This is a genomic window from Croceicoccus naphthovorans, from assembly GCF_001028705.1.
Classification (GTDB): Bacteria; Pseudomonadota; Alphaproteobacteria; order Sphingomonadales; family Sphingomonadaceae; genus Croceicoccus; species Croceicoccus naphthovorans.
Map to the genome: position 1 here is coordinate 2,843,190 of NZ_CP011770.1, position 21,981 is coordinate 2,865,170.

At 64.1% G+C, this 21,981-nt stretch carries 22 protein-coding genes and 1 tRNA gene; 10 read left to right on the top strand and 13 right to left on the bottom strand.

Going from position 1 to position 21,981, the window contains the following annotated elements; all coding sequences use genetic code 11:
• Positions 1-48: 48 nt before the first annotated feature.
• Entirely contained in the window at positions 49-339 is a 291-nt protein-coding gene (locus AB433_RS14230) for a J domain-containing protein (RefSeq protein WP_047821908.1), read from the bottom strand.
• Positions 336-1,151, bottom strand: coding sequence for a division plane positioning ATPase MipZ (locus AB433_RS14235; RefSeq protein ID WP_047821910.1), 816 nt, complete (start codon positions 1,149-1,151; stop codon positions 336-338). Before AB433_RS14235 ends, AB433_RS14230 begins: the two co-directional genes overlap by 4 nt.
• A gap of 96 nt (positions 1,152-1,247) precedes the next feature.
• Here AB433_RS14235 and panC point away from each other — a divergent pair, with 96 nt between their 5' ends.
• Positions 1,248-2,108 carry a pantoate--beta-alanine ligase gene (gene panC / locus AB433_RS14240; protein WP_047821912.1) on the top strand — a complete coding sequence of 287 codons (861 nt, stop codon included), beginning with the start codon at positions 1,248-1,250 and terminating at the stop codon, positions 2,106-2,108.
• Positions 2,109-2,111: 3 nt separating this feature from the next.
• Here panC and AB433_RS14245 read toward each other — a convergent pair.
• The 7 genes from AB433_RS14245 to lgt all read right to left on the bottom strand — a co-directional run bounded on the left by AB433_RS14245 (position 2,112) and on the right by lgt (position 8,499).
• Positions 2,112-2,185: transfer RNA gene (locus AB433_RS14245), tRNA-Gly, on the bottom strand.
• 49 nt (positions 2,186-2,234) lie between these two features.
• Positions 2,235-3,512 carry a DUF3422 domain-containing protein gene (locus AB433_RS14250; protein WP_245626672.1) on the bottom strand — a complete coding sequence of 426 codons (1,278 nt, stop codon included), beginning with the start codon at positions 3,510-3,512 and terminating at the stop codon, positions 2,235-2,237.
• A 131-nt stretch (positions 3,513-3,643) separates the two neighbouring features.
• Entirely contained in the window at positions 3,644-4,477 is an 834-nt protein-coding gene (locus AB433_RS14255) for a cytochrome c1 (RefSeq protein ID WP_047821914.1), read from the bottom strand.
• A gap of 25 nt (positions 4,478-4,502) precedes the next feature.
• Positions 4,503-5,780: a cytochrome b gene (locus tag AB433_RS14260; protein WP_047821916.1), complete on the bottom strand. Its 1,278-nt coding sequence runs from the start codon at positions 5,778-5,780 to the stop codon at positions 4,503-4,505.
• A 12-nt stretch (positions 5,781-5,792) separates the two neighbouring features.
• On the bottom strand, positions 5,793-6,362 hold the full coding sequence (petA, locus tag AB433_RS14265; protein WP_047821919.1) for a ubiquinol-cytochrome c reductase iron-sulfur subunit: 570 nt from the start codon (positions 6,360-6,362) through the stop codon (positions 5,793-5,795).
• 180 nt (positions 6,363-6,542) lie between these two features.
• Complete coding sequence (locus AB433_RS14270; RefSeq protein ID WP_047821921.1) at positions 6,543-7,607, bottom strand: class I SAM-dependent methyltransferase; 1,065 nt, start codon at positions 7,605-7,607, stop codon at positions 6,543-6,545.
• Between the two features lie 7 nt (positions 7,608-7,614).
• Positions 7,615-8,499 (bottom strand): prolipoprotein diacylglyceryl transferase, encoded by an 885-nt coding sequence (lgt, locus tag AB433_RS14275; RefSeq protein ID WP_047821923.1) that lies wholly within the window; start codon positions 8,497-8,499, stop codon positions 7,615-7,617.
• 196 nt (positions 8,500-8,695) lie between these two features.
• Between lgt and AB433_RS14280 the strand changes: the two genes are divergently transcribed.
• The 4 genes from AB433_RS14280 (at position 8,696) to AB433_RS20625 (ending at position 12,419) form a co-directional block, all read left to right on the top strand.
• Positions 8,696-11,428, top strand: coding sequence for a [protein-PII] uridylyltransferase (locus AB433_RS14280; RefSeq protein ID WP_047821925.1), 2,733 nt, complete (start codon positions 8,696-8,698; stop codon positions 11,426-11,428).
• Between the two features lie 309 nt (positions 11,429-11,737).
• Entirely contained in the window at positions 11,738-11,950 is a 213-nt protein-coding gene (locus tag AB433_RS14285; RefSeq protein WP_047821926.1) for a hypothetical protein, read from the top strand.
• 75 nt (positions 11,951-12,025) lie between these two features.
• A complete protein-coding gene (locus tag AB433_RS14290) occupies positions 12,026-12,220 on the top strand; it encodes a hypothetical protein (RefSeq protein WP_047824187.1) in 195 nt (64 codons plus the stop codon).
• Between the two features lies 1 nt (position 12,221).
• Positions 12,222-12,419, top strand: coding sequence for a hypothetical protein (locus AB433_RS20625; protein ID WP_156170835.1), 198 nt, complete (start codon positions 12,222-12,224; stop codon positions 12,417-12,419).
• Between the two features lie 29 nt (positions 12,420-12,448).
• On the opposite strand, the gene gltX is transcribed toward AB433_RS20625, so the two are convergent.
• Positions 12,449-13,780 (bottom strand): glutamate--tRNA ligase, encoded by a 1,332-nt coding sequence (gene gltX / locus AB433_RS14295; protein WP_047821928.1) that lies wholly within the window; start codon positions 13,778-13,780, stop codon positions 12,449-12,451.
• A gap of 177 nt (positions 13,781-13,957) precedes the next feature.
• On the opposite strand from gltX, the gene AB433_RS14300 reads away from it, so the two are divergent.
• Positions 13,958-14,305 (top strand): hypothetical protein, encoded by a 348-nt coding sequence (locus AB433_RS14300; RefSeq protein ID WP_156170836.1) that lies wholly within the window; start codon positions 13,958-13,960, stop codon positions 14,303-14,305.
• A gap of 6 nt (positions 14,306-14,311) precedes the next feature.
• Here AB433_RS14300 and AB433_RS14305 read toward each other — a convergent pair whose 3' ends face one another.
• From AB433_RS14305 to AB433_RS14315, 3 genes are all read right to left on the bottom strand, one after another.
• Positions 14,312-14,827 carry a hypothetical protein gene (locus tag AB433_RS14305; protein ID WP_156170837.1) on the bottom strand — a complete coding sequence of 172 codons (516 nt, stop codon included), beginning with the start codon at positions 14,825-14,827 and terminating at the stop codon, positions 14,312-14,314.
• On the bottom strand, positions 14,824-16,485 hold the full coding sequence (locus AB433_RS14310; RefSeq protein ID WP_047821934.1) for an NAD+ synthase: 1,662 nt from the start codon (positions 16,483-16,485) through the stop codon (positions 14,824-14,826). Before AB433_RS14310 ends, AB433_RS14305 begins: the two co-directional genes overlap by 4 nt.
• A 90-nt stretch (positions 16,486-16,575) precedes the next feature.
• The gene (locus tag AB433_RS14315; RefSeq protein WP_156170838.1) at positions 16,576-16,959 is read right to left on the bottom strand and encodes a hypothetical protein; all 384 of its coding nucleotides are present in this window, start codon (positions 16,957-16,959) and stop codon (positions 16,576-16,578) included.
• Between the two features lie 176 nt (positions 16,960-17,135).
• On the opposite strand from AB433_RS14315, the gene AB433_RS14320 reads away from it, so the two are divergent.
• The 4 genes from AB433_RS14320 to AB433_RS14335 all read left to right on the top strand — a co-directional run bounded on the left by AB433_RS14320 (position 17,136) and on the right by AB433_RS14335 (position 21,916).
• Entirely contained in the window at positions 17,136-19,019 is a 1,884-nt protein-coding gene (locus tag AB433_RS14320; protein ID WP_047821938.1) for a putative nucleotidyltransferase substrate binding domain-containing protein, read from the top strand.
• Positions 19,016-19,699 carry an exonuclease domain-containing protein gene (locus AB433_RS14325; protein ID WP_082134946.1) on the top strand — a complete coding sequence of 228 codons (684 nt, stop codon included), beginning with the start codon at positions 19,016-19,018 and terminating at the stop codon, positions 19,697-19,699. Before AB433_RS14320 ends, AB433_RS14325 begins: the two co-directional genes overlap by 4 nt.
• 157 nt (positions 19,700-19,856) lie before the next feature.
• Positions 19,857-20,129: a DUF4212 domain-containing protein gene (locus AB433_RS14330; RefSeq protein WP_047821942.1), complete on the top strand. Its 273-nt coding sequence runs from the start codon at positions 19,857-19,859 to the stop codon at positions 20,127-20,129.
• Positions 20,130-20,140: 11 nt separating this feature from the next.
• Positions 20,141-21,916 carry a sodium:solute symporter family protein gene (locus tag AB433_RS14335; RefSeq protein WP_047821945.1) on the top strand — a complete coding sequence of 592 codons (1,776 nt, stop codon included), beginning with the start codon at positions 20,141-20,143 and terminating at the stop codon, positions 21,914-21,916.
• The last annotated feature ends 65 nt before the right edge of the window (positions 21,917-21,981 follow it).

Here is a 21,981-nt window from a genome sequence, read left to right on the forward strand (position 1 = left end):
TTTCGTGCTGGTCAAACCGGCACGCATCGGGATGGCGCGCCGTTCAGGTCATAAGTCGCTTTTGGGGCCTGTTTGTTCCAGCAGCAAGTCGCGGGCCGCGTCAATACGGTGTACCTCTTCGGTGGAACCGCCCTTGTCCGGGTGTGCGGTGGTGATCGCCTTGCGATGGGCGGCCACGATTTCCTCTCGCGTCGCCATGCGCGACACGCCCAAAAGAGCGCGCGCCTGCGCCGCATCCTGTGACTTTTGCGACTCAGACCACAGCTGCCACGGCCAGCACCCGAACAGCATGCGGCACGCGATCCCCGCCACCACGGCAAGGATGACGATCTTCATCATGCGGCGCGCGCCTCTGCCGCCTTGCCGTCCGCCTTTTCGGGCATCCGCAGGTTCAAACCCTTGACCAGAGCACGCAGTTCCTGCCGCGCGACAAGGTGGCTGGTCGCCAGATCGCCCAGGTGCCCCTTGTCGAGCAGCGTCAGGCCCGAGGGGAACAGTTCGCGATAGATCACGCGTTCGGACAGGCCCGGCGTAACGCGGAAACCGACGCGGCGCGACAGTTCGGCCAAAGCTTCGTCGATACGGCGCATATTGCGCGCCTCGATATGCTGAACGCGGTTGCGCAGGACGACCCAGTCCATCTCGCGCTTGCCCTCGTTCACCGTGGCCATGCCGCGTTTCTTGCGCGCGTCCCAGATCAGCTCGGCATAGAATGACAGCTTTTTCACCTTGAACGTTTCTGCATCGACCTGCCCGATCAGGTCGAAGTCGACGAAACTGTCGTTCAACGGCGTGACCAGCGTATCGGCCTGCGTCGCGACGTGGCGCGCATACTTGTCATCGCGGCCCGGTGTATCGAAGACGAGGAAGTCGAGCCCCGGACTGATCTCGGCGATCATTTCGTCCAGCGCCTCTACACTAGGCCCGCCGAACACGCCGACCGATGCGCCGGGCAATTCGACATTGCGCCGTTTTTCGGTGTCCAGCCGGTTCTCGAAATAGCGGTAGAAGGTGCGCTGACGCGGATCGAGGTCGATCGCGCCGACATTCGCGCCCTGATAGGCCAGCGCGACCGCGACGTGGACCGCCGTTGTCGACTTGCCGGTCCCGCCCTTTTCGTTGGCAAAGACGATCTTGTGCGGTTGGGTCACAGGGTTCCTCGCATGGTTTTCGGGGGCCTCTTGTCTTTACCGATGCGCATTGCGCGCTAGAGCAGTTGCAGCAACCTACCGGAAGGGGCCAGACCCATGCAAACAATCCGCGCGCTCAATCCACTACGGCAAGCAACCGCCGCCTTGCGGAGCGCCGCCGGGGCTGGCGCTCGGCTGGCGCTGGTACCCACGATGGGCGCACTGCATGACGGGCACATGACGCTGGTTCGCCGTGCGCGAGAGATGGCGGAGATCGTCGCCGTGTCGATCTTCGTGAACCCCAGGCAGTTCGGCCCGAACGAGGATCTCGACGCCTATCCCCGCCAGTTGGAGCGGGACAGCGAATTGCTGGTGGCAGAGGGCGTGGACCTGCTCTGGGCACCGGACGTGGGCGAGATGTACCCCGATGGCTTTGCCAGCAACATCTCGGTCGAGGGGGTCAGTGCGGGCCTGTGCGGGGCCGACCGACCCGGCCATTTCGACGGCGTGGCGACGGTGGTGTGCAAACTGTTCAATCAGGTCGCGCCCGATATCGCGCTGTTTGGCGAGAAGGACTGGCAACAACTGGCCGTCATCCGCCGCATGGCCCGCGACCTCGACCTTTACGCCCCGCTGCCCACCGCCATCGTCGGCGTGCCTATCGTGCGCGAGGCGGACGGCTTGGCGATGAGCAGCCGCAACGCCTATCTCTCAGCGGAACAACGCGCCGCCGCCGCCGCCCTGCCGCGCGCGATGCGCACCGCGATCGAGCGCCTGATGATCAGCGATCTGGCCGAGGATGTGCTAGCCGACTTACGCACGGCGCTGTTGTCTGGCGGCTTCGACAGCGTCGACTATGCCGAATTGCGCGATGCAGAGAGTATCGCCCTGCTCGACCAACCCAACGGAAACGCCCGCCTGTTCGTCGCGGCGCGCATCGGTGGCACGCGATTGATCGACAATATGGCGGTGGAATGAGTTTGGAGCGGGTAGCGGGAATCGAACCCGCATAACTAGCTTGGAAGGCTAGGGCTTTACCACTAAGCTATACCCGCTCACCCGGCATGGCCGTTGCGCGCCGATTGCCAGCTTGCGTGGCCCTCGTCAATCGTTTGCACGGTGAACGCGCTTTTTCAGGTGGCGGATCGACAGCCATGTCGCCAGCGCAAGGATTGGGACGAGCGCCGCCGAAATGACGCTGGCGTGGCTGTCGGGCACCAGCTTTCCCGCACCTTTCAGCATAGTGCCGATCAGGCCGACGCCATAATAGGTTAGCGCGACGACCGACAGGCCTTCGACCAGTTCCTGCATCCGCAGTTGTGTGGCGATCGAGCGGTCCATGGAATGGAGCAAGCGCCCGTTCTGATTCTCGATCCGTGTCTCTATGCGGGTGCGGAACAAGGCGACGAACTGGCCGGTCCGGTCGCTCAGCGTTTCGGCGCGTTGGCGGTGGGCGGCGCAGGTCCGGACGGCGGGCAGGAAGCGGCGCTGGGTAAAGTCGGTCAGCGACTGGAACCCGGCGCAAGGGCGAATTTGCAAATCGTCCAGTCGTTGCTCGACAATTCGGGCATAGGCGGCGGTGGCGCTCATACGAAAGTCGCTTGCGGCGATTTCGGTCATCAGTTCCATCGACAGGCCGGTGACATCGGCCAGCAAGGCGTCGTCGGTGACGTCGGGCTGACCAACCTGCGTGCCGAGGGTCGCCAAGCGTCCTTCTATCGCATCAAGCTTTTTCCAGCCCGCTTGCGCGACCGGAAAGCCGAGCAGGGCAAGGTTGCGGTAATTGCCAAGTTCCTGAAGCCGCTGCACCGTCCGCGAGAGATCGCCGCCTGAGAGCCCGTTCGCGGCCACCACCACCAAGCCGAAACCGTCCGGGCGCAGATGGTAGTCAGACCATATCCGCGCGCCGCCCGCGATGTGACAACTGACAAGGTCCATTGGCTCGAACCCGGCTTGCGGGAGCAGCGCCGCTGCATCGCTTTCGTCGGCAACGATGGCAATCCGCGTGGCTCGGACGATCTTGCCCGGCATCCGTCCGAGCCATTCCATCGCAGGCGCAAGGTGTTCGTGGCCGCCGGGAGCGATCGCCAAATCCGCGTCCTCGGCGATGAACAGCGTGGTGGCGCTTGCTTCGCTATGCCGTTCCCAGTTGAAAACGATGTTAGCATCAATCTGCCAATAGAGATGGCGCGGGTTCGGTGACTGCGTCACGTTCGCCCCATCGGGCAAGTCGGCAAGCGTCGCCTGTTCGGCATCCCGCTCTACCGCATCGACCTTCCGCAGGATCTGGATCACGGTCATGCCCGCGCGCAGCGGCGGCCATCGCCGCAGGTGCATTTCCGCGACGACGGTTCTGCGCAGTTCGTGTTCGCCTTGCATCATCGCACCGGTCTGCCCGCAACGGCCGCGCTTGGCATCCCGGCAATTGGAACGAGACGGCTAGCGCGGGCGCAAAAGAAAAGGGCCGCCGGAACGCTCCGGCGGCCCCTTCATGCTGTCCCTTGCGGAACGGCTCAATGTTTCTGGTTACGCCACACGTTGCGATAGGCGAGGTAAGCCAGCACCGACAGGATGATCAGGAAGAGCACCACAGGCCAGCCGGTCTGGTGACGCTTGGCCAGCGTGGGTTCCGCCGTCCAGACGAGGAACGCGGCCACGTCCTGCGACATCGAGTCGAGATCGTTGGGCGATCCGTCGTCGAAGTCCACTTGGCCGTCCGACAGCGGCGGAGCCATCGCAAGGTTCAGGTTGGCGAAGTACGGGTTGTAGTGCAGCCCGTTCGGCGTCTTGCTGTCGGGGAATTCCGCGAGCAACTCGGCCGGCTGATCCTGATAGCCCGTCAGCAGCGAGTAGACATAGGCGGCACCGTCGTGGCGGGCCTTGGCCATCAGCGAGAGGTCTGGCGGGATCGCGTTGTTGTTGGCAGCGCGCGCCGCGACATCGTTCGGATAGGGGCGCGGGAAGTAGTCGGTCGGCAGGGCCGGACGCGTCGTCGCTTCGCCGGTTACCGGATCGACGCCCGGAACCTGCCACATCGCTGCTTCGGCCTTAACCTGCGCTTCGGAATAGCCCAACTGTTCCAGATCGCGGAAAGCGACGTGGTTCAGCGAATGACAGGCCGAGCAGACTTCCTTGTAGACCTTGTAGCCACGCTGCACCTGCTGAAGGTCGAAGTGACCGAACGGGCCATTGCTGGCGAGGTCGAGATCCTTCGGGTGTTCGTGGAACGCGTGTTCCGCGGTCTCGATCTTGGGTTCGGACGCCCAGGTTACGAAACCCACCGCGAGAGTGACGAGAAGCCAGCCGCTGAAGAAAAGGCCGACGAGGATACCGATGAGGCGGACCATGTGTCTGTTTCCCTATTCCTACCGGTTATTCGGCGGCTGCGGCTTCGCCATTCTTGGCGAGCACGGCTTCGGTGATGGAGTTCGGCAGCGGCTTGGTCTTCTCGATCATCGACACGATGGGCAGGATGATCAGGAAATGCGCGAAGTAATACGCGGCGGCCAGCTGGCTGAACATGACGTAGGGTTCTTCGGCCGGTGCACCGCCCAGGTAGAACAGCGCGGCCATTGCGGGCACGAAGCCGAACCACCAGAACTTGCGCATCAGCGGGCGATAGCGCGACGAACGGACCGGGCTGGTATCCAGCCAGGGCAGGAAGAACCAGACCAGGATCGCCGCGAACATCGCCAGCACGCCCAGCAGCTTTGCCGGAATGAAGAAGAAGTCGAAAGTGAAGGCGCGCAGGATCGCGTAGAACGGCCAGAAGTACCATTCGGGAACGATGTGCGCCGGGGTCGAGAGCGGGTTCGCCGGGATATAGTTATCCGGGTGGCCGAGAAAGTTCGGCAGGAAGAACACGAAAGTCGTGTAGATCACCAGGAACACGGCCAGTCCGAAACCGTCCTTCGCCGTGTAGTACGGGTGGAACGGCACGGTGTCGCTTTCGGTCTTCACTTCCACGCCCGTCGGGTTCGACGATCCGGGGATGTGCAGCGCCCAGATGTGCAGGATGACGACACCCGCGATCACGAAGGGCAGCAGGAAGTGCAGCGAGAAGAAGCGGTTCAGCGCAGCGTTGTCGGGCGCGAAACCGCCCAGCAGCCAAACCTGCAGCGGCTCACCCACCAGCGGGATTGCGCCGAACAGGCCGGTGATGACCTTGGCACCCCAGAAGCTCATCTGGCCCCAAGGCAGGACATAGCCCATGAACGCGGTGGCCATCATCAGCAGGAAGATGACAACGCCCAGCAGCCACACCATTTCGCGCGGCGCCTTGTACGAGCTGAACAGGAAGCCGCGGAATATGTGGGTATACACGACCACGAAGAACGCCGATGCGCCGTTGGCGTGCGCATAGCGCATCATCCAGCCCCAGTTGACGTCGCGCATGATGTGCTCTGTCGAATCGAAGGCGACCAGCGCGTTCGGCGCATAGTGCATCGCCAGCACGACGCCGGTGACGATCTGGATGACCAAGCAGAAACCGGCGAGAACGCCGAAGTTCCACCAATAGTTCAGGTTGCGCGGCACCGGATAGCCCGAGCCGATGGCGTTGTAGACCAGACGCGGAAGCGGCAGCTTCTCGTCCATCCACTGCATGAACGGGTTTTTCGGCTGGTAGTGGTTCGCCCAGGGGAAGCTCATCGTCTCTTATCCTCAGCCGACTGTAATCGTGGTGTCGGAAGTAAACGCGTACTCCGGAACCTCAAGGTTCAGCGGAGCCGGGCCTTTGCGGATGCGCGCCGCGGTGTCGTAGTGCGAACCGTGGCAGGGGCAGAAGTAACCGCCGAACTCACCCTTGATCTCCCCCTCGCCCGCGCCCAGCGGCACGCAGCCCAGGTGGGTGCAAACGCCCATGGTGACGAGCATGTCGGTGTGCCCTTCCTTGGTCATTTCGGCCAAGGTGGCGGGATCGCGAAGGGTGGACGCGTCGACCGCGTTCGCCTCTTCAATCTCGCGCTCCGTCAAACGGCGCACGAACAGCGGCTGCTTGCGGAAAACGGCCTTGATCGCCTGTCCCGGCTCAATCGCGGAAACGTCCACTTCGGTCGAGCTGGCGGCCAGCACGTCCTTGGACGGGGCCATCTGGCTGATCAAGGGATAGAGAACCGAAAGGGCGCCGACGCCGCCAAAGCTGACCGCCGCGATCTCGATGAAGTCGCGGCGACGCACGCCACCTTCATCGCTATCCGCAACTGCGGGGTTGTCGATCGTCGCTTCTGCCATGCCTGGCCATCCCTGATCTGGCCGCCCGGCGGGATGCCGGGCAGGAAGGTTCGTTGTCGTCCGCACCGGGTATCACGCCGATACGGTCCGGAATCGCTGCGCACAGGGGAAGATCGCCCCCTGCAGGACCCGTCTTGGCGCGCCTCATAGACACGGCGCGCGAAATTTCCAACAGGGATTTTACCCCATTTCCGCATCTGCGAAGCCTGCACTTTCGGGCCATGTCGGTGCGGCAAGCGCCATCGCCTTGAACAGACGCCCCATCGCATCGGGCGCGGTAAGCCGTTCCAGACCCGCGATGACCGCCCCCGCCTGCCCCGGATTCGCACGGGCCAGCGCGGCCGCGCGATGCCCCATGCCCAGCGCCATCAGCACCGCGCCCTGCTCTGCCATGCCGTCCAACCGCGCGCCGCCGCGCCGCGCCGCATCGGCCAGCGCAGCGAAATCGACATGGCATGTCAGGTCGGCGGTGCCGGGGGCGGTAAACGGATCGTGATGACGATGTTTGGACAGGGCCTGAAACGTCGAACCGGGTTGCGGCGCAAGATAACCATAGTCGAACACGATCATCGCCCCGCCCTGCGCGACAATGCGGGCGGCAAGGTCGTGCATCACCGCGCTCGCCGCCGGGCAGGTTTCGACAATGCTATCGGGCGGCAGGTCCGCGAAACGCGCCGGAATTGCCGCGTCCATCGGTTTGTCGCCCGCAATGGGGACAAGGCTTTCGCCATCAAGCCCCACCATTCGTTCGCGCCAGCCATCGGGGGTGCGGACCAGTTGCCGCACCGGCAGCGCGTCGAAAAATTCGTTGGCGACGATCAGCAGCGGGCGGTCTTCGGGCAGGGTCGAGACATCGTTGTGGAACCGCGCCCCGGCCAGCAGGTCGCCCTGCTTTTCGCGCAAGGCGGGCGAGCCTTCGACGAAATGCACGTCCGGTACCGTTCCCGCCATGCCGAGCACTTTCAAGGCATCGCGCGCCAGTGTTCCGCGCCCCGGCCCCAGTTCGACATAGATCGCGTCGGCGGCACCGGAGCGCGCACGGATATCGGCCAGCCAGCCACCGACCACTTCGCCGAACATCTGACTGATCTCTGGTGCGGTGATGAAATCGCCCGCCGCGCCCAGCGGATCGCGGGTCGCGTAGTACCGCGCGTTCGCCTCTGCCATATATTGCGCCAGCGGGATCGGGCCCGTCAGGCGAATCAGCCTGCGGAAGTGGTCGGTCAGATCCTCTGGCGCCGACACCGTGGCTTCACGCGGGGTCGGCGGCGGGCCGCGATGCTTTCTGTCCGATAGCCGGACGGGTCAGCGCCCAGATCGCCACGCCAAGCCCGATCACGATCAGCGGAATCGTCAGCCACTGGCCCATCGAAAGCCCGGTTTCCCGCGCGAATTCGGCCAGCTGAGCATCGGGTTCGCGGAAAAATTCCACCGTGAAGCGCCCCGCCGCGATTCCCGCCGTGAACACACCGACCAACAGACCCGGGCGGTACCGCGCCCGCGTCATCCAGAACAACACCAGCATGATCACGATCATCAACGCGCCTTCCAGCGCCGCCTCGTAAAGCTGGCTGGGATGCCGGGCCAGCGGCCCCGCGCGCGGGAACACCATCGCCCACGGCACGTCGGTAGGGCGGCCCCAAAGCTCTCCATTCACGAAGTTCGCCAAACGCCCGAATAGCATGCCGAACGGCACGTTGACCGCGATATAGTCGCACACGCGGATAAAGTTCAGCTTGCCGCGCCAGCTGACCCAAGTGATGGCCAGCAGCACGCCCATCACGCCGCCGTGAAAGCTCATCCCCCCGTTCCACAGCGAGATCAGCGCGGTCGGATCGCTCCACAACTCGGGCTCGTAAAACGTGGCATAGCCGATGCGCCCGCCAAGGATCACGCCCAGCGTACACCAGAAGAACAGGTCCTCTGCATGACGCTGCGCCATCGGCGCGCCGGGTTGCTTGAGCATCCGCGACAAGTGCCAATAGGCCATAACGATGCCGGCCAGATAGGCCAGCGAGTAAAAGCGCAGAGTGAAGAAGCCGAGGTCGATCCCCGGGCGCAGGCCCAGGTTTTCCCAGTAAATCGGTTCACTGGCCGTGGCGGCAAGCAGGCTGAGCACGAAAGGTCCGGTTCCCATGAAAACGGTGCCGGGAAGGGTTCGCCCGGCGCAACGGGCGCGCTTTTGGCACAGCCGGGGAGCGGATAATAGGGGGCTTGCGCAGGATGGGGGCTGGCAATGCTCCGGTGCGATACGCATCTTGCAGTGGCCCGTCATGACGATAGAGCCGTAGCCGCCGGACCAAAGGAGTCGCCCGGCACAGGAAGGACCCCAATTGCGCAAAGTTCCCAACCAGCGTGCCGTGATCGACCGCCGCCGCCTTGCCGCGAAGATCGAGAAGATCGCGACCGCAGGCGACAAGCCCGACCGCAAGGCGATCGTCGCGGAGCTGAAAGAGTCCCTCGCCAAGGGCCGAGCCGAGATCGCGTCCCGGCTGGAGGCGGAGCCTTCCGCCGGTCACAAGGCCGCCAATGCGCAGGCTTTCCTGATCGACCAGCTGATCCGCGTGATCCACGATTACGTGATCGGGCATGTCTATCCGCTGGCCAACCGATCTTCCGGCGAACGCATCGCGATCCTTGCCGTCGGCGGCTATGGCCGAGCCGAAATGGCGCCGCAGTCCGATGTCGACATCGCCTTCATTACCCCGATCAGGAACACCGCGTGGTGCGAACAGGTGATCGAGGCGATGCTGTATCTGTTGTGGGATCTGGGCCTGAAGGTCGGCCATTCCAGCCGCAGCCTTGATGACATGGTCCGCATGGCAAAGCAGGACCTGACGATCCGAACGTCCCTGCTGGAAGCGCGCTATCTATGGGGCGATCAGGACCTGTACGATCAGGCGCGCGACCGGTTCTGGAACGATGTGGTCAAGGGGACCGAGCGCCAGTTCATCGCCGAAAAGCTGGAGGAACGCGACGCGCGGCACAAGCGAATGGGCGATTCGCGCTATGTCGTCGAACCCAACGTCAAAGAGGGCAAGGGCGGCCTGCGCGACCTTCAGACGCTGTACTGGATCGGCAAGTACATCCACCGCGTGCGCAGCGGGGCGGAGCTTGTCGAAGCGGGGCTGCTGACACAGGTCGAATACCGGTCCTTCCGCCGGGCCGAGAACTTCTTCTGGGCGGTGCGTTGCCACATGCACATGATCACCGGGCGCGAAGAAGATCGCCTGACTTTCGACCTGCAACGCGAAGTGGCCGACCGGATGAATTTCGTCGACCGCCCCGGCAAAAGCTCTGTCGAACGGTTCATGCGGTTCTACTTCCTGCAGGCCAAGCGCGTCGGGTCGCTGACCGGCGTGTTCCTGGCCCAGTTGGATGAGCAGTTCGCCAGCAAGTCGACCAACCTGCTGTCTCGCCTTCGCGGGCGCAAACGCACGCTGAAGGGGTTCGAGATCGCGGCGGGGCGGATCAACGTGCCCGACGACACCTTCTTTCAGAAAGACCCGGTGCGGCTGGTGGAAATCTTCACCCTCGCCAATCGCGAGGGGCTGGAGGTGCATCCCGAGGCGATGCGCAAGGCCGACCGCGATGCCGCGCTGATCGACCGGTCTGTGCGCAACGATCCCAGGGCGAACGCGCTGTTCTTGGACCTGTTGGCCAGCCACGACGATCCCGAACTGGCGCTGCGCTGGATGAACGAGGCGGGCGTATTCGGTCGCATCATGCCCGAGTTCGGCCGCGTCGTCGCGCAGATGCAGTTCGACATGTACCACCACTACACCGTCGACGAACACACGATCCGCGCCATCGGTAAACTGGCCAAGATCGAGGCGGGCGAAGTGGCTGAGTCGCACCCGATTTCCACCAAGCTGATCGCCAAGCTGAAGCACCGCCGCGCGCTCTATGTCGCAACGCTGATGCACGACATCGCCAAAGGGCGCGGCGGGGATCATTCGGTACTGGGCGCGGACCTTGCGAAAAGGGTCTGCCCTCGCCTCGGTATGAACGAGGAAGAGACCGAGCTGGTATCGTGGCTGGTGCGCAACCACCTGTTGATGAGCGCCACGGCCTTCAAGCGCGACTTGTCGGACCCCAAGACCATCGGCGATTTCGTCGAGGTAGTGCAATCGCTCGAACGGTTGCGGCAATTGCTGGTGCTGACCGTGGTCGACATCGGCGCGGTCGGGCCGGGGGTGTGGAACAGCTGGAAGGGGCAGCTTCTGGCAGACCTCTACTTCGCCAGCGAGGAACGCATCCGTCTGGGCCACAAGGGGCACGGGCGGGACGTGCGGATCGCGGCAAAGAAGGATGCGGTCATCGGCCTGATGGGCGACGAGGCCGGCCTGGTCGAGGATGTAGGCCAGACGTTCCACCCGTCGTACTGGATCGCCGAGCAGGAAGACGTCATCGCATCGAACCTGCGCCAGTTGAAGGCCAAGGGCGATGCGCCGCTGTCCATCGAAACGCAGTACCATGAAGATCGCGGCGCGACGCTGGTCACCGCCATCGGGGCCGACCACCCCGGCCTGTTCAGCCGCATCTGCGGCGCGATCCACCTTGCCGGTGCAAACATCATCGACGCCCGCATCCACACCACGCGGCGCGGCATCGCGGTCGACAACTTCCTGGTCCAGGACCCGCACGGTCGGCCCTTTCACGAAGATGCGCAGCTGACCCGGCTGGTCCGGGGTATCGAGGAAGCGCTGGCCAACAAGGTGAAGCTGGTCCCGCAACTGGCCGCCCGCCCCCTGACGCATCAGCGCAGCCATGCCTTCGAAGTCCGCCCGCGCGTCGAATTCGATAACGGGGCATCGAGCAAGTTCACGGTGATCGAGGTCAACGCCCGCGATCGTCCGGCCCTGCTGAACCGCCTGTCGCGCGCGCTGTTCGAGGCGAAGACGATCATCAACTCCGCCCACATCACCAACTATGGCGAACGCGCGGCGGATACGTTCTATGTGACGGATTTGCTGGGCGACAAGATCGTCAGCGAGAGCCGATTGAAGACGCTGGAGAAAAAGCTGCTGGAAGCGGTTCAGGCGACGGAAGAAGCGGCGGGGTAGCGGACAAAACTCCCTAAATCCCGTTATGTGAAGACAATCCAAGCCGCCGCCATGGGCACAAGCCGGCGGATGGGCCATGCCAATCGGGGCCGCCCTTGCCCGACCCGCTTACGGCGACAGTCCCTGTTCGCGCGACTGTTCGACACCTGAGTTGTAATCGGGTCGTGCCGTAACCATCTAGGATATAGCTACCAGTCGCAATCGACGGTCACCGCTCCCCCAATCGGGAGCCTTTTTCCTTCAGTTCCGCCTCTTAGTCGCAGCCGGGTCAATTCTGGCGCGCTGCACGCATGTTCGAAGGAATGACAGATGACACAGTTTGGCAAAATCAAGAGCTATGACAGCAGCATGGGCACAGGCTCGATTACCCCTGAAGCGGGCGGCGACGCGCTCCGTTTCAAGAAGGCGGACCTGCAACAGGAAGGCCAGGTGCCGAAGGTCGATCAGCGGTTCAGTTACGAAACCAGCGAAGTTGATGGCGGCAGGAAGAGTGCCGTGAACCTGCAGCACCAGCAGGGCTGACGCCGACAGCAGGGGCCGGGGCTAGTACCCCCGGCTCATGCCAAATCCCTCTCGCAAGGATTCATTGCCATGCCGATGAACAAGTTTCTCTTCGATCACCAACTCGCCGCGATGAAAGTCGACCGCTCAGGCTCGGCAGATGATCGCAAGGAAGCCATCGATCTGATGGGCGGGCGGGCGAAACGAATGGCAGAGTGGCGCAAGGCGAATGGCCTGTCCGATCTGGGCTGGCCTCATGACGAGCGCCCCGCCGATGACAAGGATGGATGATATGAACACCGTGCCAACCCCCAACCAGTCCGCGACCCGCGAATGGGAAAGCGAAGGCGGTTCGCTGCAAGCGCCCCCGCCAACGCCGCTACCCGATGGGGTTACCGCAGTCACTTCGGTGCACTACCACGTCGGACCATATACCTATTCGAGGCTTGAGGACGCCTTGGCGGAGCATGATCGCCAGTCCGGGAAGTAAGACCGTCACGGCCTGTTGCTATTATCGTCCTACCCCGCCGCCCGCAGGCGTTCGACCGCGCGGGCCTTGCCGATCAGCGGTAGCAGCGTCGCCATATCCGGCCCGTGGTCCATGCCCGTCAGCGCCAGCCGCAGCGGCAGGAACAGCGCCTTTCCCTTGCGCCCGGTCGCATCCTTCAGCGCGGCGGTCAGCGCCTTCCACGCATCCTCGCCCCAGTCCAGCGTTTCGGCGACATCCGCCGCCTGCCCGGCAAAGGCACGCTCTTCGTCCGACAGGTCCGGCCGGGGCACATCGCCCGCGATGACCTGCCACCATTCCTGCGCCTCGCTCGCCTTTTCAAGGTTCGGGCGGACGGCCAGCCATGCCGCCTCGTCCATGCCTTCGGGCAAGAGGCCGCGCACTTCGGCATAGTCCATCTGGTGCACGATCTGCGCATTCAGGCGCAGCAATTCGCCCTCGTCGAACCGCGCCGGCGCGCGTCCGAAAGTTGAAAGATCGAATCCATCGGCCAAAGCCTCGAGCGACGTTTCCGCCACCACCGGCTGCGAGGTGCCGATGCGTGCCAGCAGCGAGGTAATCGCCATCGCCTCCAGCCCCTGTTCGCGAAAGGCGTCGACGCCCAGCGACCCAAGCCGCTTCGACAGCTTGCCCTCGTTCCCGGTCAGCAGCGCCTCGTGCGCGAAGCGCGGCGGGGTTGCGCCAAGTGCCGTGAACATCTGCAACTGGACCGCGGTGTTCGAAACGTGGTCCTCCCCCCGCAGCACGTCGGTCACGCCCATCGCAATGTCGTCGACTGCGCTTGGCAGCATATAGAGCCACGACCCGTCGGCGCGGCGGATCACCGGATCGGACAGACGGTCGCCCTCGAACTTCTGGGGCCCGCGAATGCCGTCGTCCCACGCAATCGCCTCTTCCCGGTCGATCAGGAAGCGCCAGTGCGGGGCCACGCCCGCTTCGGCCTTGGCCGCATGGTCCGCTTCGGTCAGGCCCAGCGCCGCGCGGTCGTAAATCGGCGGCAGGCCCCGGCCCAGCAGGACCTTGCGCCGCAGATCCAGCTCTTGCGCGGTTTCGTAGCAGCGATAGACGCGTCCGGCGGCGCGCAGTTTCTCAAACGCCTCGTCGTAAAGCGCGAGGCGTTCCGACTGACGCTCCTCGCCATCGGGCGTCAGGCCCAGCCAATCAAGGTCGGCGCGAATCGCCTCGACATATTGCTCTTCTGAACGGGCCGCGTCGGTATCGTCGATGCGTAACATAAACCGCCCCCCGGCCTTGCGGGCCAGCAGGCAGTTGTGAAGCGCCGTGCGGATATTGCCGACATGCAGGCGGCCGGTCGGCGATGGAGCGAAGCGGGTAACGGTCATGCCCGCCCCTATAGCCTGCCCGCGCGGCGTGACCAGCGAGGATCGTGCAGCAGCCCGCGGGGCGCTTAAATGCTTAACAGTGGATTAATGGGGCTTGCTGAGTCGCATGCTGCGCAGCATAGTGGCGAAAAAGGGGCAGCCGGACACTGCCTGATAATAATGGACGGAAGGGATCGGATGGTTGGAACGGTGCAAGTCCGCTGGTGCCCCCATTGCAAGGCCTGGGGCCGGGCGAAACAGTTGGCGGCGGACCCGTCGCATGGCTGGGTGTCAGGGGGCGACGATGCGATGATCGCCTTTCACTACGTTCGCGAAGACTACTCTTGCAACGCCTGCGAAGCACCGTTTGCCAGAAGCCGCATCACATCCTGCCCGCCCGAACATATCTGGTCCGCGCGCAGCGCCTTGGCCCGCATCCGGTCGGAACCGAACAGCCGCCGCGCGATCCCGCTATGGTGGGAAGGCCATCCCGAACTGTCGGACTTTTCCGCGCCCTTTGCGAAGGGCAGTCAGGCAACCGCCTGACCGGCGTTACTGCGAGAACAACAGGACCGAGTGCCCGCCGCCTGACAGGCGCAGTCCGTTTTCGGGCGTTTTCTCCGCCTGCGTCGCGCTGTCGATAGCGCGGACCATATCGGCCAGCGGCGGCGGGAAGGTTGCCGCGCAGGGCAGAGGCTTGGGATTGATATCGATGGTGATCGCAGGGGTGCGTTCGGTGATCAGAGCAGGCGGGTCATATCTATATCGCCACGTGACCTGCTGGCAGTTTTCGAACTCGATCCGGTCCTGCCCGATATGGATCGCTACGCCGAAGGGCTGATCGAACGGCTCGCCATCGATCCCGGCCAGACGGTAATCGCCGCGAATGCTATCGGGCCAGGGATCTACCGGTTGGGGCATGCGCTGGCCGAATTCCTCGGCAGCACGCTCGCTCGCGCTCGCCATCGGATCGGGCGCTTCGGTCGTCTCTGCAACCGCCGGTTCGTCCGCATCGCCGCACGCGCCCAGCAAGGGCGCCAGTGCCAGCGAGGCAGCCCACACCCTCACGCCGAGCGGAACCGATGCGTAATCGGATAGCGCCGGTCGCGTCCGAAGTTGCGCGTGGTCAGCTTCACGCCGGGAGGGGCCTGCCGCCGCTTGTACTCGGCGACGTGGAGCAGGCGTTCGATGCGCACCACCACCTCTCGCTCGAATCCCTCTGCAACCAACTGGTCCACGCTCTTCTCATGCTCGACCAGGCCCATCAGGATACCGTCCAGCGTGTCGTAATCGGGCAGCGAATCGCTGTCCTTCTGATCAGGGCGCAGTTCGGCGCTGGGCGGTTTGTCGATGATGTTCTGCGGAATGACCGGCCCATCGGGGCCCAGCCCGATGCGGGGCTTGTGCGTATTGCGCCATTCCGAGGCGCGGAACACGGTCGTCTTGTACGCATCCTTCAGCGGGTTGTAGCCGCCCGACATGTCGCCATAGATCGTGGCATAGCCGACGCTCATCTCGCTCTTGTTGCCGGTGGTGACCAGCATCGGCCCGAACTTGTTGGACAGAGCCATCAGGGTCACGCCGCGAATGCGCGATTGCAGGTTCTCTTCGGTGATGTCGACGCTCATGTCGGCAAAGTCGTCGGCCAGCATTGCGTCGAAACCGGCGACCGCAGGCTGGATCGGAATGGTCGACAGTCGGCATCCGATCAGCCGCGCGCATTCCGCCGCGTCGTCGAGGCTTTCCTGACTGGTGAACCGGCTGGGCAGCATTACGCACCAAACCCGGTCCGGTCCCAGCGCATCGGCGGCGATGGCGGCGCAGATCGCGCTGTCGATCCCGCCCGACAGGCCCAGCACAACGCCGGGGAAGCCGTTTTTGTCGACATAATCGCGCAGGCCGACGACCATCGCGCAATAGATATCCTCCGGGTGGTCGGACAGGCGATGCAGCGCGCCCGGCACGCAGGACCACCCATCGCGGCCCTTGACCCATCGGGTCGTGACTTCCGCCTCTTCCCAATCGGGCAATTGCGCGGCCAGCGTGCCGTCGCCATTGATGACGAAGCTGGCCCCGTCGAAGGCCAGTTCGTCCTGACCGCCCACGCGGTTGACGTAGGCCATCGGCACGCCGGTATCGATCGCGCGGCGTTTCGCCACGCCGTCGATGCGCAGCACGTCCTTGTCGATTTCATACGGACTGCCGTTGACGCAGACGAAGATCTGCGCGCCCTGTTCGGCCAGATGACGGCAGACCGATGGATGCCAGATATCCTCGCAAATCGGCAGGCCCAGCATGACCCCACGAAACAGGACCGGATCGGGCAGATCGCCCGGCGTGAACAGGCGCGCCTCGTCAAACGTGCCGTAGTTCGGCAGTTCGTACTTGAACCGCGTGGCGATGATCTTGCCGCCATCGAGCAGCGCGACCCCGTTGTGCAGCGCGCCGTCGCGGACGAAAACGCTGCCCACCAGCATCGCGGGACCGGACTTGGCGGTGGCGGCAGCCAGCTTTTCCAGCTCTCTCGTCGCGCGTTCGATCAGCGCGGGGCGCAGGACCAGATCTTCGGGCGGATAGCCGATCAGGTTCATCTCTGGAAAGACGACAAGATCGCTTTCCATCTTCGCCGCCCGGTCGCGCGCGGCCAGCATGGCCTCTGCATTGGCGGCGATGTCGCCAACCACCTGGTTGCACTGGACAAGCGTGATGGCGAGCGTTTCGGTCATTCAGGCTCCGGAAGGTCGCGAAGGGTGCGGCGCGGGATCTAAACTGTCCAGCTATTGCCCCCGCCCTGCGAACGCAAGAGCGTGCTGGGATCAGGCCGGCTTGTCGCTTGCGTTCTGCGACGGGCGGTTGGCCATCATCTGGGTCATCCGCTGCTGCAACGGCTGCGCGATGGTCTGGTGCAGGTGATCCAGCACGATCCTGCTCAGCGGATGGCGGAATTCGATGCCGATGAAGGCCCCGTTGCACCAGCGGACGCCGATTATCATCGGGCCGACATCCTCCAGCGTCATATGGAACACCGCGCCGACTTCGCACTTCATCCCGTGATCACGGATGCGGCAGCCGGTTTCGGAAAATTCGACCACGGACACGACCCGCCCGACATAGGGCCCGGACTGAATCTGCCCGAACGCCATGCCCCGCCAGCGTTCCTGCGAACGCCCGTCCAGCGGCGAAAGTCGCTTGTATGCCACTGCCGTATTGCCCCCAACGATGTCCCTCGGCGCGCCTGATATATCTTTAGTCCGCACCTGCCCACGGTTTTCGCAATTGCAGAAGAAGTTCACATGATTTGTCACAGGCAATGGCCTACCCTCGACATAAGTCGTACTGGCAGGCGGGGCCGCGCAGGCATACCTTTGCCACAGCAATGGACGACACACCGGAATCCAACGAGGTCGCGGATTTCCTGCGACGCCATCCCCCGTTCTCAGGGCTGTCTGTGGACGAGTTGCGGGCGCTGATCCGCGCGCTGGAGATCCGGTATTACCGCCGGGGATCGCGGATCGCATCTGCCGGAGAGGCGAACGCGTGGTTCTCGGTCGTGCGATCCGGCGCGGTGGAGCTGCGGCTGGGCGGCAGCGACCTGAATGCGCGGCTGGGCGAAGGGGGATGCTTCGGCTACCCATCGCTGCTCCGGGGCGGCCACACACAGAACGAGGTGACGGCGCTGGAAGACGCGCTGGTCTATCGCATCGCCAAACCCGCCTTCATGGCGCTGATCGACGCGCATCCCGATTTCCGCGCCTTCTTCGAAACCGACGAGGCCGCGCGATTGCGCCGCGCCGTCGCCTCGCTGCGACCGCGGGGCGACAATGGCGACGAACTGCTGGGCGCGCATGCCGCGATTCTGTCGCTGGTGCGGCGGCAGGAACTGGTCCACGGCACGCCCGATATGGCGGTGGGCGATGCGGCGCGGCTGATGGCGGATCGCGATGTATCCACCCTGCCGGTCTGCGAAGGATCGCGGCTGGTCGGGATCATCACCGACAAGGACTTGCGCCGCCGCGTGCTGGGCGCGAGACTGGACCTGTCCACCCCGCTGACGCAGGTGATGACGGCGAACCCTGTGACGGTCGTGGCCGAAACGCCGATCCTGACCGCGCTGATCACGATGGCAGAGCGGCACATCCACCACCTGCCGGTAACCGACGCAAGCGGCACGGTCGTCGCGGTCGTATCCTCGAACGACATCCTGTCGCAGCTGGGGTCGAACGCGCTGCATATTGCCAAGGCGGTCATCGCGGCCGACGATCCCGTCGCGGTGGCGCAAGCGACCGGCCAATTGCCGCAGGCGCTGGGCGGGCTGATCGGCGCAGGCGTCGATGCCGATCACGTCTCGCGCTATGTCTCGACTATCGGTGAGGGCGCGCATCGCCGCTTGCTGCAACTGGGCGAGGCAAAGCTCGGCCCGCCGCCGGTGGCCTATGCGCTGGTCTGTTTCGGATCGCTGGCGCGGGCAGAGCAGGCGCTGGGATCGGATCAGGACAACGGGTTCGTCTTCGCGCCCGACTACGATCCCGAAAGGCACGATGGCTATTTCGCCGAACTGGCGCGGTTTCTCTGCGATGGGCTGAATGCCGCCGGATACCGATACTGCCCCGGCAACATCATGGCGACCAACCCGGCCTATCGCCGCACGGCAGAGCAGTGGCTGGCGATCTTCAAGGGCTGGATCGACAGCCCCGATCCGCAAGCCGTTCTGGAAAGCACGATCTTTTTCGACATGCGCGCGCTGGCGGGCGATGCCGCCTTGGTAGAGGGCTTGCGCCGGGGCGTCTTTGCCGCCGCTGCCAGCAACCGCATCTTCCTGTCCTTCATCGCCCGCACCGCCGCCGCCACGCAGGTGCCATTGGGCTTTTTCCGCAACTTCCTGTTGCAGGACGATGCGGTGGAAGGCCGCGTTCTCGACCTTAAGAAACAGGCCATCGCCGCGATCGTCGACATCGCCCGTACCCATGCGCTGGTCCGCGAATTGCAGGCGACCAACACTGCGGAACGCCTGCGCGCGGCGGCAGCGGCGGGCAGCATCAGCGACGAATCGGCCAGCGACCTGATCGCCTGTTTCGAATTCGTGCGCGACGTGCGCTTTCGCCATCAGGCAGAGCAGATCGACCGGGGCGACCCGCCGTCGAACAAGCTGGACCCCGCCACGCTGTCGCGGTTCGACCGCGAGCATTTGCGCGACGCCTTTCGCCTGATCCGCGATCAGCTGGATAAGCTGCGCGGCCAGTTCGCGGGCGGCGTGGCATGATGGTTCAGCCGTTCGCAGCTTGGCGCTTTGCCCGCCGTTTCGAAGCCGCCCGCCGCGCCGCACCGCCGGGGCCGCTTCGCGATTTCTACGAGGCGGGGCACCCGGCGCTGGACACGCCGGTAGATGCGGTGCCGATGGTGGCGCTCGACCTCGAAACCGACGGGCTGGATTTTGGTACTAGCGCCATTTTGGAGGCGGGCCTGATCGAGATGGCGCACGACCGGATTTTCGCCGGTACGGGTCGCCGCATCCGCATTCGCCCGACAGAGGCGCTGTCGGAAAAGAGCGTCGTCATCCACACCATTACCGACGATGCGCTGGCAGACGCGCCGGACGAGGAAGAAGCGCTGGCCCGCCTGCTGCCGCACCTGTCGGGCAAGGCTTTGGTCGCGCACTTTGCAGAGATCGAGGAAGGCTTCCTGAACGCCGCCTGCCGCCGCGTCTGGGGTGCGCCCTTCGTCGCGCCATTCGTCTGCACGATGGCGCTCGAAACCCGTTGGTTTCCGCGCACCCGGGCCGCCGACGGATTGCGGCTGGCCAAGCTGCGCGCGCAATACGGTTTGCCGTCGTACCGGGGCCACGACGGGCTGGTCGATGCGATGGCCTGCGGCGAGTTGCTGATCGCGCAACTCGCCGCGCGCGGCGGCACGCCGTCGCTGGGCGGAGTCATGCGGCGCTAGCGCCAAGTCACTGGAAACGGGCGATAAACTCGCAAAATCCTGCTCCTATGCACCCTACGACTAATGTCGCGCGTGTGCGCCCTGTCGTCGCAGGTTAACGTTCGAAGGCTCGCAATTCGCTTGCGAGACGCGAAAACCACAGGAGGGGAGGACAGCCATGTCCGAACAAGATCCCGATACGTCCGCCGCGGCGGGGGCGTACTGGAAAGAAAACATCCGCCTGCTCGTCACCCTGATGGCCATCTGGTTCATCGTATCGTTCGGCTTCGGCATCCTGCTGCGCCCGTTTCTTGACCAGTTCATGCTGGGCGGATTTCCGCTGGGCTTCTGGTTCGCGCAACAGGGTTCGATCTACGTCTTCATCGTGCTGATTTTCTATTACGCGTGGAAGATGAAGAAGATCGAACGCAAGTACGATCTCGACGACTGAGGGAGGGGCAGATGTCTACGCAAGCTCTTATCTATCTCTTCGTCGGCGTCAGCTTCGCGCTGTACATCGGCATCGCCATCTGGACGCGGGCCGGTTCGACGAAGGAATTCTACGTGGCCGGTGGCGGTGTCCATCCGGTCGTCAACGGCATGGCAACGGCGGCGGACTGGATGAGCGCCGCCTCGTTCATTTCCATGGCCGGCCTCATCGCCTTCATGGGCTATGACGGTTCGGTCTACCTGATGGGCTGGACCGGCGGGTACGTGATGCTCGCCCTTCTGCTTGCGCCATACCTGCGCAAGTTCGGCCAGTTCACGGTGCCCGACTTCATCGGCACGCGGTACTATTCAAAGGTCGCGCGCACGGTGGCGGTGATCTGCCTGATCTTCATCAGCTTCACCTATATCGCCGGGCAGATGCGCGGCGTGGGTATCGTCTTCAGCCGGTTCCTTGATGTCGACGTCAACATGGGCGTCATCATCGGGATGTGCATCGTGTTCTTTTACGCCGTTCTGGGCGGGATGAAGGGCATCACCTATACGCAGGTGGCACAATACTGCGTGCTGATCTTCGCCTACATGGTTCCGGCCTTCTTCATCTCGATGCTGGTAACAGGCAACCCGATCCCGCAAATCGGCCTTGGCTCCACCGTCAACGACGGGTCGGGGATGTACGTGCTCCAGAAGCTGGACGAATCGCTTCAGATGATGGGTTTCGGCCCATACACCGACGGTTCGAAGTCGATGATCGACGTGTTCTGCATCACCGCAGCCCTGATGATCGGCACGGCAGGCCTGCCGCACGTCATCGTTCGCTTTTTCACCGTTCCCAAGGCTTCGGACGCGCGCCGTTCGGCTGGCTGGGCGCTGATCTTCATCGCGCTGCTCTACACCACGGCCCCCGCGGTCGCGGCGTTCGCCCGCCTGAACTTCAACGACACGGTCAACCAGACGGCTTATTCCGAAGCTCCGGGCTGGTTCAAGAACTGGGAGCGGAACAACCTCATCGCCTTTCAGGACAAGAACGGCGACGGCGTGATGCAGGTCGCTTCGGGGGATGCCTTTGCCGGCGCGCCCGAATTTACCGAAGGCACCGGCCCCAGCGGTGAGCGTCTGCTTACCAACGAACCGAACGCCGACAGCGCGAACGAGGTCTATGTCGACCGCGACATCATGGTCCTTGCCAATCCGGAAATCGCCAACCTGCCGGGCTGGGTCATCGCCCTTGTCGCGGCGGGCGGTCTTGCCGCGGCGCTCTCCACCGCTGCGGGTCTGTTGCTCGTCATCTCCACGGCGGTTGCGCACGATCTGCTGAAGTCCACCTTCAAACCGGACATTTCGGAAAAGGGTGAGCTTCTGGCGGCGCGCGTCGCGGCAACGGCTGCGATCGTGGTGGCCGGCATCCTTGGCATCTATCCCCCGGGATGGGTGGCGCAAGTCGTGGCCTTTGCGTTCGGTCTGGCGGCAGCATCGCTGTTCCCGGCGATCTTCATGGGCATCTTCTCCAAGAAGATGAACAAGGAAGGCGCGATTGCGGGCATGGTCACCGGTCTGGCGTTCACGTTCCTCTACATCGCTTACTTCAAGCTGTGGAACCCGGATGCGAACGTTGCCGAAAATTGGCTGCTGGGCATTTCGCCCGAAGGTATCGGGGTGATCGGCATGGTCCTGAACTTCGTCGTCGCCATCGTGGTCATGAAGATGACCGCACCGGCACCGGCGGAAATCGGACGGCTGGTCGAATCGATCCGCGTGCCGCGCGGCGCAACCGGGGCGCACGCCCACTAAGGGGCGCGCACCCGGACCAACTCCCCCCTCCTGGGGGTCCCTCGGATGGGGGGCGTCGGATGACC